11 protein-coding genes are annotated in these 13,982 nt (G+C 32.5%); 5 read left to right on the top strand and 6 right to left on the bottom strand.

Annotated features, from left to right (window positions below):
- Nucleotides 1-761, top strand: a 761-nt coding sequence (locus ACIQ2I_RS01410; RefSeq protein ID WP_396180653.1) for an amidohydrolase family protein, incomplete at its 5' end; no start/stop codon positions are given.
- Nucleotides 762-766: 5 nt separating this feature from the next.
- The gene (locus tag ACIQ2I_RS01405) at nt 767-1,096 is read left to right on the top strand and encodes a DUF4296 domain-containing protein (RefSeq protein WP_396180652.1); all 330 of its coding nucleotides are present in this window, start codon (nt 767-769) and stop codon (nt 1,094-1,096) included.
- Between the two features lie 40 nt (nt 1,097-1,136).
- Here ACIQ2I_RS01405 and ACIQ2I_RS01400 read toward each other — a convergent pair whose 3' ends face one another.
- Both ACIQ2I_RS01400 and ACIQ2I_RS01395 read right to left on the bottom strand, forming a co-directional pair.
- Nucleotides 1,137-2,678 (bottom strand): glycine--tRNA ligase, encoded by a 1,542-nt coding sequence (locus ACIQ2I_RS01400; protein ID WP_396180651.1) that lies wholly within the window; start codon nt 2,676-2,678, stop codon nt 1,137-1,139.
- 42 nt (nt 2,679-2,720) lie between these two features.
- Nucleotides 2,721-3,536, bottom strand: coding sequence for a hypothetical protein (locus ACIQ2I_RS01395; RefSeq protein WP_396180650.1), 816 nt, complete (start codon nt 3,534-3,536; stop codon nt 2,721-2,723).
- Nucleotides 3,537-3,574: 38 nt separating this feature from the next.
- Between ACIQ2I_RS01395 and ACIQ2I_RS01390 the strand changes: the two genes are divergently transcribed.
- Nucleotides 3,575-4,282 (top strand): ComF family protein, encoded by a 708-nt coding sequence (locus ACIQ2I_RS01390; protein ID WP_396180649.1) that lies wholly within the window; start codon nt 3,575-3,577, stop codon nt 4,280-4,282.
- Between the two features lie 70 nt (nt 4,283-4,352).
- Nucleotides 4,353-5,954, top strand: coding sequence for an Ig-like domain-containing protein (locus ACIQ2I_RS01385; protein WP_396180648.1), 1,602 nt, complete (start codon nt 4,353-4,355; stop codon nt 5,952-5,954).
- A gap of 64 nt (nt 5,955-6,018) precedes the next feature.
- On the opposite strand, the gene ACIQ2I_RS01380 is transcribed toward ACIQ2I_RS01385, so the two are convergent.
- The 4 genes from ACIQ2I_RS01380 to ACIQ2I_RS01365 all read right to left on the bottom strand — a co-directional run bounded on the left by ACIQ2I_RS01380 (nt 6,019) and on the right by ACIQ2I_RS01365 (nt 12,577).
- Nucleotides 6,019-6,780, bottom strand: coding sequence for a succinate dehydrogenase/fumarate reductase iron-sulfur subunit (locus ACIQ2I_RS01380; protein ID WP_396180647.1), 762 nt, complete (start codon nt 6,778-6,780; stop codon nt 6,019-6,021).
- Nucleotides 6,781-6,869: 89 nt separating this feature from the next.
- Nucleotides 6,870-8,879 (bottom strand): fumarate reductase/succinate dehydrogenase flavoprotein subunit, encoded by a 2,010-nt coding sequence (locus tag ACIQ2I_RS01375; protein WP_396180646.1) that lies wholly within the window; start codon nt 8,877-8,879, stop codon nt 6,870-6,872.
- A 6-nt stretch (nt 8,880-8,885) separates the two neighbouring features.
- A complete protein-coding gene (locus ACIQ2I_RS01370; RefSeq protein WP_396180644.1) occupies nt 8,886-9,803 on the bottom strand; it encodes a succinate dehydrogenase cytochrome b subunit in 918 nt (305 codons plus the stop codon).
- A 155-nt stretch (nt 9,804-9,958) separates the two neighbouring features.
- The gene (locus tag ACIQ2I_RS01365) at nt 9,959-12,577 is read right to left on the bottom strand and encodes a WD40/YVTN/BNR-like repeat-containing protein (protein WP_396180643.1); all 2,619 of its coding nucleotides are present in this window, start codon (nt 12,575-12,577) and stop codon (nt 9,959-9,961) included.
- Nucleotides 12,578-12,676: 99 nt separating this feature from the next.
- On the opposite strand from ACIQ2I_RS01365, the gene ACIQ2I_RS01360 reads away from it, so the two are divergent.
- On the top strand, nt 12,677-13,969 hold the full coding sequence (locus ACIQ2I_RS01360; RefSeq protein WP_396180642.1) for an aminopeptidase P family protein: 1,293 nt from the start codon (nt 12,677-12,679) through the stop codon (nt 13,967-13,969).
- The last annotated feature ends 13 nt before the right edge of the window (nt 13,970-13,982 follow it).

Below are 13,982 nucleotides of genomic sequence, written 5' to 3'. Positions count from 1 at the left end.
AAGAAATCTATGGTAATGACATTCCTGTAACGAAACACCCAGAAATTAGAAGTGTAGCCGCTTGTTACGAATCTACAGTTAAGGTTATTGAATTGGCTAAAAAAACCGGAGCTAGGTTGCATGTTTTTCATATTTCAACAGCTAAAGAATTAGACTTATTTACAAATAAAATGCCGCTTGAAAAAAAGCAAATTACTGCTGAAGTTTGCATCCATCACTTATGGTTTACAGATGCAGATTATGAAACCAAAGGTTCATTAATTAAATGGAACCCAGCCGTTAAAACGCAAGAAGATAAGGACGCACTTTGGAAAGCGTTATTAGATGATAGAATAGACGTTATTGCCACAGATCATGCCCCGCATACTTTAGAAGAAAAATCAAATCCATATACCACTTGCCCATCAGGTGGCCCCTTAGTGCAGCATGCTTTAGTCGCCATGATGGAATATTACTTTAAAGGGAAGATTTCTATTGAGAAGATTGTTGAAAAAATGTGTCATAATCCAGCAAAAATATTCAAAATAGAAAATCGTGGTTTTATTAAAGAAGGTTATTTTGCCGATTTAGTTTTAGTTAATCCACACATGCCATGGAATGTGAAAAAAGAAAATATTATTGCAAAATGTGGTTGGTCGCCATTTGAAGGTGTCAGCTTTAAATCGAGAGTGACGCATACATTTGTGAATGGAAAATTGGCTTATGCCAATGGAAAAGTAAAAGATATTATTGCAGGAGAAAGACTAACTTTTGATAGATAATAACAATGAAAAAAATAATTTATGCAACTATTTTTTTTGGGTTTTTTGCGTGTAACGAAAATCCTGTAAAACTGCCAAAAAAACTTTTGGATGAAGCCACTATGGAAAATATTTTATACGATGTAGCTATTTTACAAGCTGCTAAAATAAATGCACCAGAAATTTTACAAGCTAACAAAATAGATGCTAAAAACTACATTTATAAAAAATACAAAATAGATAGTACTACTTATCATCAAAATAACAGATATTATGCTGCAGAAGTTGACAATTACAAACACCTGCACAAACGCATTTTAGCACGACTTGAAGAACACCAAAATACTAAAAAATAAAAAAACGCCAAATTCACTTGAGTTTGGCGTTTTTATTTAATTACATTTTTGTTAACCAATTCCTTACAGAAACTTCCTGTTCAATGAGGCTTTTCAAATCTGTAATTGCTATGCGTTCTTGAAGCATGGTATCTCTGTAACGGATAGTAACCGTTTTGTCTTCCACCGTTTGATGGTCAACAGTAATACAAAATGGCGTTCCCAAAGCATCTTGGCGTCTGTAACGACGGCCAACAGCATCCTTTTCATCGTAAGCCATATTGAAATCCCATTTTAATTCTTCCATAATTTCTTTGGCAATTTCTGGCAATCCATCTTTTTTAACCAAAGGTAACACAGCCGCTTTAGTAGGTGCTAAAACAGAAGGCAAACGCAACACTGTTCTAGTAGAGCCATCTTCTAATGTTTCTTCTTGTAATGCTTTTGAAAATACGGCTAAAAACATTCTGTCTAAACCAACAGATGTTTCTACTACATAAGGCACATAATTTTTATTTTCTTCGGTATCAAAATATTGTAATTTTTTACCAGAAAATTGTTCGTGCGCTTTTAGATCAAAATCAGTACGAGAATGAATGCCTTCTAATTCTTTAAATCCAAAAGGGAAATTAAATTCAATATCTGCGGCAGCATTTGCGTAGTGTGCTAATTTTTCGTGGTCGTGAAAACGGTAATTTTCAGCACCTAATCCTAATGATTTGTGCCAATTTAATCGCGTCGTTTTCCAGTATTCGTACCATTTCATTTCTTCACCTGGTTTTACAAAAAACTGCATTTCCATTTGTTCAAATTCGCGCATGCGGAAAATAAATTGTCTGGCAACAATTTCATTTCTAAATGCTTTACCGGTTTGTGCTATTCCAAAAGGAATTTTCATTCGGCCTGTTTTTTGAACATTTAAAAAATTCACAAAAATTCCTTGAGCCGTTTCTGGACGCAAGTACAAATCCATCGCTGTGTCAGCCGAAGCCCCTAATTTTGTACCAAACATTAAGTTGAACTGACGTACTTCTGTCCAATTACGAGATCCTGAATCTGGACAAGCGATTTCTAATTCTTCAATTAAAAGTTTTACATCATCTAAATCTCCGGTAGCTAAACTTTTCGCCATTCTGGCTAAAATTTCGTTCTTTTTGGATAAATAGTCTACAACTCTTGGATTGGTTGTAATAAATTCCTGTTCGTTAAAAGCGGCGCCAAAACGTTCTTTTGCTTTTTCAATTTCTTTTTGTGCTTTGATGTTTAATTTTTCGGCATAATCTTCAATTAACACATCCGCACGATATCTTTTTTTAGAGTCTTTGTTGTCAATTAATGGATCGTTAAATGCATCAACATGTCCGGAAGCTTTCCAAGTAGTAGGATGCATTAATATTGCAGCGTCTAAACCTACAATATTTTCATGCATTTGCACCATGGATTTCCACCAATATTCTCTAATATTTTTCTTTAGTTCTACACCGTTTTGTGCGTAATCATATACCGCACTTAAACCATCGTATATTTCGCTTGAAGGGAAAATAAATCCGTATTCTTTTGCATGCGAAACTACATTCTTAAATAAGTCTTCTTGTTTTGCCATGTTGCAAAAGTAAAAATAGGAAAGGAATTAAAAAAGGAATTTTTAATTATAATTGAAAATGGTTGAACTAATTTTTGTAGTTCCAGAATATAAGTTCACAATATATCTTCCTTTTACAGTTTTATTCTTTTCTAAATCAACGTAACTGCAAACATCTGTTATTTGTTGCTGGTATTCAAAGTTTACTAATTTACTATATTTTAAAGTTACATTATCGTATTCAAAAGTTAGTTGATCCACTGAAACAATATCGTTTTTTGGATTAATAATTTGAACAAAAATTTCTTTTTCACCAGGAGCAATGGATTTATTTTTATCAACTGTAAAGCATACTCTAATTTGTTCAATTGGTTTTACTTTATTTGGTGTTTTATTATCTGTAAGAAACTTAACCCCTTTTACTTGTAAATTAGTTACTTCAAATTTAGCGTCTTTTAAAATTGTTTTTTCAGTAATTTTTGGAGCTATGATTTCAGGTTTAATTAAAGTTCTAAGCTTTTCAATTTGTTTTAATTTTTCTTTCAACAATTTTATTGAATCTTTTATTTGGTCAATTTCTTTATTTAATTCTGCTAAATTCTTGAATTTAATATTCTTTTTTGGGTCTTTTATATCGGATACTTTTAAAGATAAATCTTGAAAATTTTCATCAAAATTATTATATAAATTTGAAACGGAATCATACTTATATAGAATTTCAGATAATTGATTTTGAGTAATCAAAGTTTCTTGTTTCAGGGTATCTTGTAGTTCTTTGGCAGATTTATTATCTTTATAACTTTTAAATAATACTATCAGTAAAAAAAATGATAATAGAAGTATTGCAATCTTATAATTATTGTTTCTTTTTGAAGACATTTTTAATATTTTTACTAAAGTAAAACTAATGTTTTAATATGATAAAATTTTTCGACAAAATACATAAAAATCTGTTAAATGTGGTCTTTCCTGCAATTTGTAATGGCTGTTCGAAATTACTTTTAAAAAATGAAAAAATAATTTGTTCCCATTGTATTCATAATTTGCCCCTTACCCATCATCATCATCTTTTAAAAGAGACAGAAATTCATAAAGTTTTTTATGGTTTAGTACCTTTTGAATTTGGTGCCTCATTATTATATTTTAGAAAAAAAGGAATTGCGCAACATTTAATGCACAATTTGAAATACAGAAATCAGCAAGAAATTGGCACCTATCTAGGCAATTATTTTTCAAAAGACCTAATGAAATTGCCAATTTTTAAAGATATTGATGGAATAATTCCAGTGCCCCTTCACAAAAAACGTCTTCATGAGAGAGGATATAATCAAGTTACTACTTTTTGCGAATCGCTTGAAAAAAACTTAGTTATCCCTATAATTGATGATGTTTTAATTAAATCCAAAAACTTAAAATCTCAAATTCAAAAATCAAAAGGAAATCGGTTAGAAGCTAATAAAAATGTGTTTTTAATTGAAAACGCTCACAAAATTGAAGGGAAACACCTATTACTAGTAGATGATATTTTTACAACTGGCGCCACTATTGAAGCGTGTGCAAAAGAAATATTAAAAATAAAAAACACCAAAATTAGCATCTTAACTATGGCCTATACACAATCATAAAATTTAATTAAAGATTATGATGCAAGTGAATATAGTTGTTACTTTGCAGTATTAAATAGCAACATAATTAATGAAAAAAATCATATTTATTTTTACCGTAATTCCTGTACTATGTATCAGTTGTGCCAAAAGAGGCATGATTTCTGGCGGACCAAAAGACAGCATTGCTCCAGTTATTGTTAAAAGTAGTCCGAAAAATTATGAAACCAATTTTTCTGGAAAAACTATTAAAATTGATTTTAGCGAATACATAAAAGTAAAAGACATTAACAAACAATTGATAGTTTCGCCGCCCATGGCTAAAACCCCTACAATTGTGCCGCAAGGAAGTGCCAGTAAATTCATTTCAATCACTTTAAATGAAGATTTAAAACCAAATACTACCTATAGTTTTAATTTTGGACAAAGCATAACGGATTATAACGAAGGCATTCCGTATTCGCAATTTAAATATGTATTTTCAACGGGTGCATTTGTTGATTCTTTAAAAGTTTCAGGTGAAATTCAAGATGCATTTGAAAAAGAAACGGATGAATTTGTAACGGTGATGTTATATGAAGCCGCTACTTATAATGATTCATTAGTATATAAAAATAAACCCGTTTATATTTCGAATACTTTAGAAAAAAATACGAAGTTTACCATTGAAAACATAAAAGAAGGCAATTATTATTTAGTGGCTTTAAAAGACAAAAATAACAATTACAATTATCAAGCAAAATCGGAAAAAATTGCCTTTAGAAAGGAAAAAATAACAATTCCTTCTGACAGTAGTTTTACCTTAAAATTATTTGCAGAGAAAAACGAAATCAAAACCTATACGCCTACAATAGAAAGCAATAACAAATTATTCTTAGGTTATGAAGGTGATGCAAGTAATATGAAACTATTTTATAAAAAAAATAACATTGAAACGCCTTTGCGCTTTGCAAAATCAGCGAATAAAAAATCAGACACTTTACAGGTTTTTATGCCTAAAGAAGCCAAAGATTCCATACAAATAATTGTGAAATCTGAAAACTATTTGAAAAATTATATGGTGAAATTGAAAAAGCTTAAAGAAGCAGATTCCTTAAAAATAACCCTTTTTGCTAGTAAAAAATTCCAATTTAATGAAAAATTAAGTTTAGAAACCACCACACCAATTAAAAAAATAAATTCAGAGAAAATATTTTTAAGAAAAAAAGACAGCGCTTTAGTTTCTTTTACAACCGAAATTAATGATTTTGAGCAGCAAATTTCTTTTGATTTTAAGCAAGAAGAAAACGAAAAATACGAGCTTCAATTATTGCCCGGAGCAATAGAAGATGAATATAATACCCTATCTGATAGTTTAAAATTTGCCTTTGATAAAGGCGCCATAAGTGACTTTGGAAATTTAAAATTACGTTTGAAAAATATCAACAGATTTCCTTATGTAGTTCAAATTTTAAATACTTCTGGAGATATTGTTAGCGAAAAATATTGCTCAAAAGAAACAGAATTATATTTTGAGGCCATTCAGCCAAGCAACTACCAAGTGCGTTTATTTTATGATGATAACCAAAATAAAATTTGGGATTCTGGAAACTTTAAAGCCAAATTGCAACCTGAAGAAATGATATATTTTCCAGTACTAATTGACGTAAGAGCCAATTGGGATGTGGACCAGGAATTGGAGTTGAAACTTTAAAAACAAAAAAAAACGCATCCAATTACTGAATGCGTTTTTTTATTTGTATTATAATTGTATCTAATTAAAGCACACTTGCTTTTAAATATTCTCTGTTCATACGAGCGATGTTTTCTAGAGAAATTCCTTTTGGACATTCTACTTCACAAGCGCCTGTATTGGTACAATTTCCAAAACCTTCTTCGTCCATTTGACGTACCATGTTTAACACTCTTTCTGTAGCTTCTACTTTTCCTTGTGGCAACAAAGCATATTGAGATACTTTTGCGCCAACAAATAACATAGCCGAACCATTTTTACAAGTCGCCACACAAGCACCACAACCAATACATGCAGCTGCCATAAACGCTTTATCTGCATCTTGTTTGTTAATTGGAGTGGCATTGGCGTCAATAGTTCTACCAGAAGTATTTACAGATACGAATCCACCTGCTTGTTGGATTCTGTCAAAAGCACTTCTATCTACCATTAAGTCTTTTACAACTGGAAAAGCTTTGCTTCTCCATGGTTCAATAAAAATTGTTTCTCCATCTTTAAATTTACGCATGTGTAATTGACACGTTGTAGTTCCGGTATCTGGACCGTGTGCGCGACCATTAATATACAAGGAACACATTCCGCAAATACCTTCACGACAGTCATGATCAAAAGCAACTGGTTCGTTTTTAGTATTGATTAATTGCTCGTTTAATTGGTCTAACATTTCTAAGAAAGAACTGTCTGTAGAAACATTATCTAATTTATAAGTTTCCATTTTACCTTTTGCACTAGCATTTTTTTGACGCCAGATTTTAAGGTTGATATTTATATTTTTTTTAGCACTCATAATTTTATTTTTAAAGTGATTATAGTGACAAGTAATAAGTGATTAGTGTAAAATTCTAATTGCTATTCACTATTAACTAATTACTTATTCTATTTATAGTTTCTAGCTGCAATTTTGATAAACTCATATTTCAATTCTTCTTTGTGAAGTACCGATTTACTTGCATCGCTTCCGTTATATTCCCAAGCGGCAACATACCCAAATTTTTCATCATCACGAAGCGTTTCGCCTTCAGCGTCTTGGTATTCTTCGCGGAAATGCCCACCACATGATTCTTCACGATCTAAAGCATCTTTAGCCATTAATTGTCCCAATTCAATAAAATCTGCTACACGAAGTGCTTTTTCTAATTCTTGATTCAATTCGTTTGCCGCACCTGGAACATTTACCTCTGCATAGAACCCTTCTCTTAATTGTCCAATTTCTTCGATAGCTTCTTTTAATCCTTTTTCATTTCTTGACATTCCAACTTTATTCCACATAATTAACCCTAATTTTTTGTGGAAATAGTCAACAGATTTTGTGCCGTTATTATTAATTAATTGCTCGATAGATTGACGAACTGCATTCTCAGCTTCCATAAATTCTGGAGTATCTGTTGCAATTTTACCTGTTCTAATTTCCTCAGCTAAATAGTTAGAAACTGTATAAGGTAAAACGAAATAACCATCTGCCAAACCTTGCATTAAAGCAGAAGCGCCTAATCGGTTGGCTCCGTGGTCTGAGAAATTGGCTTCTCCAGCAACAAAACATCCAGGAATAGATGACATTAAGTTATAATCAACCCAAACGCCACCCATTGTATAATGCACCGCTGGATAAATTTTCATTGGCGTTTCATATGGATTTTCATCGGTAATTTTTTCATACATTGTAAAAAGATTTCCATATTTAGATTCTACCCATTTTTTTCCAAAATCTTGAATTGTAGCATCGGATGGATTATGATCGCCTTGCATAAACGCAGCTTGTTTTCCTTTGGTGATAATTTCTGAAGCAAAATCTAAATATACGCCTTCATTTGTATCGTTTGATTCAATTCCGTGTCCTGCATCACAAACATCTTTTGCTGCACGAGACGCTACATCACGAGGTACTAAGTTTCCAAATGCAGGATATTTTCTTTCTAAGAAATAATCTCTATCTGATTCTGCAATTTGAGTTGGTTTTAAGTTACCCGATCTAATGGCTTCGGCGTCTTCTTTTTTTGCTGGAACCCAAATACGTCCAGAATTACGTAATGATTCGGACATTAACGTTAACTTAGCTTGATTGGTGCCATGAACTGGAATACAAGTTGGGTGAATTTGTACAAAACAAGGATTGGCAAAATGCGCCCCTTTTTTGTGTACTTTCCAAGAAGCAGTAACGTTACTTCCCATTGCGTTAGTAGATAAGAAATATACATTTCCATAACCACCAGAAGCAATAATTACCGCATGAGCGGAATGACGTTCTAATTCACCAGTAATTAAATTACGAGCTATAATTCCACGGGCTTTTCCCTCAACTTTAACAATGTCAAGCATTTCGTGACGGTTATACATTTTTACATTACCTAAACCAATTTGTCTAGACAAGGCAGAATACGCTCCTAATAATAATTGTTGTCCGGTTTGTCCAGCAGCATAAAAAGTTCGTTGTACTTGTGTACCACCAAACGAACGGTTGTCTAATAATCCACCATAATCTCTAGCGAAAGGTACACCTTGCGCCACACATTGGTCGATAATATTTGAAGATACTTCTGCTAAACGGTGCACATTTGCTTCACGCGCACGGTAGTCACCACCTTTAATCGTATCATAAAATAATCTGTACGTACTGTCGCCATCATTTTGATAGTTTTTTGCAGCGTTAATACCGCCTTGAGCAGCAATTGAGTGTGCTCTACGTGGTGAATCTTGAAAACAAAATGCTTTTACGTTGTACCCCATTTCTCCAAATGAAGCGGCAGCCGAAGCACCTGCTAAACCAGTTCCCACAACGATTACATCGATTTTTGGTCTATTGTTTGGAGCCACCAATTTAAGATTATTCTTATGGTTGGTCCATTTTTCTGAAATATGACCTTGAGGAATTTTAGAATCTAATGCCATATGTTTTTATTTTGTAAAAAAGTGAATGTAAATTGGTATAATTGCAAATAAAAACGCAACTACAACTGAAAATGCTTTTCCAAAAGATTTAATTGCTGGCGTAAATCTTCCGCTAACTCCTAGGGTTTGAAAGGCACTTTGAAAACCATGCCATAAATGAAAGCCTAATGCCAACATGGATAACACATAAAATATTACGAAAAATAATCCCTCGTTTGGAATAATATTGAATAATTTTGCTTTGCTTTTAAAGAAAGCATAAGTTAATTTATGTAAATCTTTAAAACCAATAAATAAAACTTCTCCGGTTTTAGCGTCTTTTACCACGTTTGATCCTTCTAAAATTAATTTTGTTGAATTTCCAGGTTGTCTATTATTTTGCTCTACTAGTTTCTTTAACGACCCTCCAGGTGGTAACGGAATAGATTGTATTTTTGAATCTGGCGTTCCAATAAGTAGTGATTGAGATTGTTCTTGGCTTCCTTGTGTTTTTGTGACTAAAGGCATATTTGCATCAAAATGCATTTTTGCCCAAAAATTAATCATATGTGTAGAAATGAAAACTAGAATAATAGTTCCTAAAACCGCCATATTCCTTGAGGAAAAACTACTATTTTTTGATGGATTGTTCATAGCATACCCAATAGGGCGCGCTTTTTTGTTTTGAATGGCTAAATAAATTCCATCAATAGCGTGGAAAATAATTGAAATGTAAGTTAGATAAGATAGTAATTTTACTGCCGGATTAGTAGTCATAAATAGCGCATACTTATTAAATTGTAACGCGGCTTCAATAGTGTCGCCTGCCAACAATTGTAAGTTTCCTAATAAATGCCCAACTAAAAACAAGCACAAGAACAATCCAGTAAGTGCCATCCAATATTTTTTTGCAATAGATGACTTTAAAAATGCTGATTTTGCCATAATTATAGTTAATGTTAATTTGAATATTTTAATGTAAGCAAAAATAAAGGTTATAAGTAAGACTTACAACCTTTGAAAGTTAATTTATAATCATTTTAAATGAGATTAACATTTGTTGAATATCAACCTATTAAGAATTGAATTTTTTAAAAATCTTATCTCATTTGGTTTTTTTCTATTATTTCTAAAAATTGCGCTTCCTTCTTTCCGTTATTTTCTAATTCAATTGTATATTTTCCGGCAGGTAAATAGTATTTTTTATTGCCTGATTGGTTGATTTTTATTTTACCATCTTTCTTTTCTATTGCCATTTTTGTTTTTTCATCAATACTTAAATCAAAATCAACTTTAAGCATTCCTTTTTCTGATTTTGCTGGACGATTAAAAACCACAATTCCATCTTTATTTTTTATGGTTAAACCCGTGTTTGAAAGTTCTTTTATATAATACCAAATTGACACATTTGGTGTGTTTTCAGTTCCCCAAGCAAAACGCTTATTGCCCCAATTTTTAGAAAATGGAATGTTTTTAATTGGGAATAAAGCCACACCATTAGCAATTGTTTTTTCATTAATTTGCTGAATATTCGCTACATTTACCTTGTATAAAGAGCGGCCGTGCGTGGCTACAATTAAATCTTTTTCTCTTTTTTGGATAACCAAATCGTGTACCGCAACACTAGGAATTCCAATTGAAAAATCTTGCCAATTTATTCCTTTATCTAACGAAATATACAAACCAGTATCTGTTCCTAAATACAAAATATTTTCGTTTTCTGAATCTTCTAAAATTACATTCGCTGCATTCTGATTAAGATTTGCGGTTAACAATTTCCAATTCACACCTAAATCTTCGGACACGTAGGCATATGTTGTGAAATTGTCGTTTCTGTATCCGTTTAAGGTGATGTAAATTCTGTTTGTGCTAAACGTTGAAAATCGCACACGAGAAACCCATAAATTTTGAGGCAAACTACTTGAAATCTTTACCCAATTTTCACCGCTATCTTTAGTTACATAAACATTTCCATCGTCTGTACCCACAATTAATTTTCCGAATTTAAACTTACTTTCTGCTATGGAAGTTATGGTTCCAAAGGGCACATTTCCTTCCGCTTTTCCATTGGTTAAATCGGTAGAAATTTTTTCCCAATTTTTTCCCTGATTCATTGATCGAAACACGTATTGTCCGGCAAAATAAACAACATCTTGGTTGTGTGATGACAATAAAATAGGCGTTTGCCAATTGAATCTGTATGGCACTTCTTTTTTATCTGCTTGAGGTGTAATGTAATTTCTTTCTCCTGAAATTCTATTAATTTTAGTATAATTCCCAAACTGATATCCAGTGTAAACCAAATTATTTGTTCTGCTATCTATCTGAACTTGCATACCATCGCCACCGCTTAAAAATTCGTACGGATATTTTCCGTCTTGTAACCATTCTACACTAGGTTCATAATTATTTGGCCCAGCCCAAACGCCGTTGTCTTGCAATCCGCCATAAACTTCGTAATTTTCTTTATCATCTACATTTACACTATAAAATTGTCCGACAGCTTGGTTGTTGCATTTTACCCAATGTTTTCCGTTATCAAAAGTGATATTTACGCCGCCATCGTTTCCATTTATAATGTGATTTGAATTTTTTGGATTCACCCAGCAAACGTGATGATCAGCATGAACATTATCTTTGCTAATTGATTCGAAAGATATTCCACCATCATTAGAAAATAGTAACGGAACGGCGGAAATATACAGTCGATTTTCATTGGATTCATCAACAGTAATATCTGCAAAATAATATCCATAAGAATAAAAGGCATCATCAATAAACGTATCATTGGTTTTTTTCCATGTTTTTCCAAAATCTGTAGTTTTGTAAATTTCTGCACCTATTACTTCTACTTCAAATAAAGCCGCATTGGCATCTTTCGGCTTTTCGTTAGAGGCATTTGGGCGTAAATTCTGATTGTCTACAATCGCATAAGCAATATTTTCATTAAAAGACGTTAAACCAATTCTACCAATTCCAATATTAGATGGAAAACCCGAATTGGCATTGATTTTTGTCCAAGTAGTTCCCGCATCTTCACTTTTATAAATACCAGAATGGATTCCGTTTCCTTTAAAATTATTTGCTTTACGTTCTCGTTCCCAAGCTGATGCAAACATAATTTTTGGGTTATTTGGCGCAAAACTAATGTCTACAATTCCTGTTTCATCATTAATGTATAATGTTTTTGTCCATGATTTTCCACCGTTTGTGGTTTTAAAAACGCCACGTTCTTCATTTTTTGAATACAGATGCCCTAAAACGCCAACTACAATTTCATTATTATCTGTAGGATTTATCCAAATTTTAGAAATATGATGGCTGTCTGGCAAGCCAATGTTGGTCCAATTTTTTCCTTTATCTGTAGATTTTAGCACGCCAATTCCAGCATAAGAAGATCGCGAAGAATTTACTTCTCCGGTTCCAACCAAAATTAATCCTGAATTCCAGTCGACTGCAACACAACCAATATTTTGAGTTGGTGCGGTATCCATAACGGGTTCAAAACTTATTCCGTTATTATTGGTGTACCACAAACCACCAGACGCGTATGCGGCATAAAATTCTGAAGGATTTTGATTATTTACAGCCAAATCTACCACCCTACCACTCATAATTGTTGGTCCAATATTCTGAAAAACAACCGATTGAAAATTCTTTTCTTGGGACAAAGAAATGAACGAATAAAGAAGAGAAATTAAAAATATAACTTTTTTCATTTTGATATAATTTGATTTGTTTCAAAATTAAAAGAATTATTTGACAACTATTTGTTTGAAAGTTATTATTTTTGGAAACTTTACTAACATTTTGAAAAAATGAAATATTTACCAATAAATCGAGAACTTTTTATTAAAAATCGTAAAAACTTTATGGCGCAAATGCAGCCAAATGGGGTAGCTGTTTTTAATTCGAACGATATATATCCTGTTTCTGCAGACAGTACGTTACCATTTGCACAACATCGTGATATTTTTTACTTGTCAGGTGTAGATCAAGAGGAAAGCATTTTATTGTTGTTTCCTGGCGCACCATACGAACATTTAAAAGAAGTTTTATTTTTAAAAGAAACCAACGAGCACATCGCCATTTGGGAAGGCGAAAAACTTACTAAAGAACGGGCATTTGAAGTTGCAGGAATCAAATCCGTATATTGGTTACAAGATTTTCATAAAGTGTTAAAAGAAATGATGATGTATGCCGATACGATGTACATCAACACCAACGAACATTACAGAGCAACAGTAGAAACAGAAACACGTGAAGCCCGTTTTATAAAATGGTGGAAAAACGAATATCCTGCACATAAAGTAGAAAAATCAAATCCAATTTTACAACGCTTGCGTTCAGTGAAAGACCAAATTGAGTTGGATTTAATTCAAAATGCATGTAATATTACTGAAAAAGGAGTGCGAAGAGTATTAAACTTCGTAAAACCTGGCGTAACAGAATATGAAATTGAAGCCGAATTGGCGCACGAATTTTTACGTAATCGTTCGAAAGGATTTGCTTACACGCCAATTATTGCATCTGGAAATAATGCCAATGTATTACATTATATAGAAAACAACCAAGTTTGTAATGCCGGCGATTTAATATTGTTAGATGTTGGTGCAGAATATGCCAATTATTCTTCAGATTTAACTCGTGTAATTCCTGTTTCAGGTCGTTTTACAGACAGACAAAAAGCGGTTTACAACGCTGTTTTAAATGTAAAAAATGAAGCTACAAAAATGTTGTTACCTGGTACTTTATGGAAACAATATCATGTAGAAGTTGGAAAAATAATGACCTCAGAATTACTAGGTTTGGGTTTAATTACTAAAACTGAAGTTCAGAATGAAAATCCAGAATGGCCTGCGTACAAAAAATATTTCATGCATGGCACTTCTCACCATTTAGGTTTAGATACACACGATTATGGTTTGTTACACGAGCCTATGCAAGCCAACATGGTTTTTACTGTAGAACCCGGTATTTATATCCCTGCAGAAGGTTTCGGGATTCGTTTAGAAGACGATGTACTCATTCAACCAAAAGGGGATCCTTTCAACTTAATGAAAAACATTCCTATTGAAGCAGATGAAATTGAATCAATAATGAATAGTTAAATTTGTTTCAAGT

It is taken from the genome of Flavobacterium sp. (genome assembly GCF_044368995.1).
In the GTDB taxonomy this organism is placed as follows: Bacteria; Bacteroidota; Bacteroidia; order Flavobacteriales; family Flavobacteriaceae; genus Flavobacterium.
Note: the sequence above shows the minus strand (reverse complement) of the source record. Positions and strands in the feature narration are given on the sequence as shown.

Excerpts from the sequence above, each read along its gene's own strand:
- ACIQ2I_RS01405 (WP_396180652.1), top strand. The coding sequence starts at position 767 with ATGAAAAAAATAATTTATGCAACTATTTTTTTTGGGTTTTTTGCGTGT.
- ACIQ2I_RS01400 (WP_396180651.1), bottom strand. The coding sequence starts at position 2,678 with ATGGCAAAACAAGAAGACTTATTTAAGAATGTAGTTTCGCATGCAAAA.
- ACIQ2I_RS01395 (WP_396180650.1), bottom strand. The coding sequence starts at position 3,536 with ATGTCTTCAAAAAGAAACAATAATTATAAGATTGCAATACTTCTATTA.
- ACIQ2I_RS01390 (WP_396180649.1), top strand. The coding sequence starts at position 3,575 with ATGATAAAATTTTTCGACAAAATACATAAAAATCTGTTAAATGTGGTC.
- ACIQ2I_RS01385 (WP_396180648.1), top strand. The coding sequence starts at position 4,353 with ATGAAAAAAATCATATTTATTTTTACCGTAATTCCTGTACTATGTATC.
- ACIQ2I_RS01380 (WP_396180647.1), bottom strand. The coding sequence starts at position 6,780 with ATGAGTGCTAAAAAAAATATAAATATCAACCTTAAAATCTGGCGTCAA.
- ACIQ2I_RS01375 (WP_396180646.1), bottom strand. The coding sequence starts at position 8,879 with ATGGCATTAGATTCTAAAATTCCTCAAGGTCATATTTCAGAAAAATGG.
- ACIQ2I_RS01370 (WP_396180644.1), bottom strand. The coding sequence starts at position 9,803 with ATGGCAAAATCAGCATTTTTAAAGTCATCTATTGCAAAAAAATATTGG.
- ACIQ2I_RS01365 (WP_396180643.1), bottom strand. The coding sequence starts at position 12,577 with ATGAAAAAAGTTATATTTTTAATTTCTCTTCTTTATTCGTTCATTTCT.
- ACIQ2I_RS01360 (WP_396180642.1), top strand. The coding sequence starts at position 12,677 with ATGAAATATTTACCAATAAATCGAGAACTTTTTATTAAAAATCGTAAA.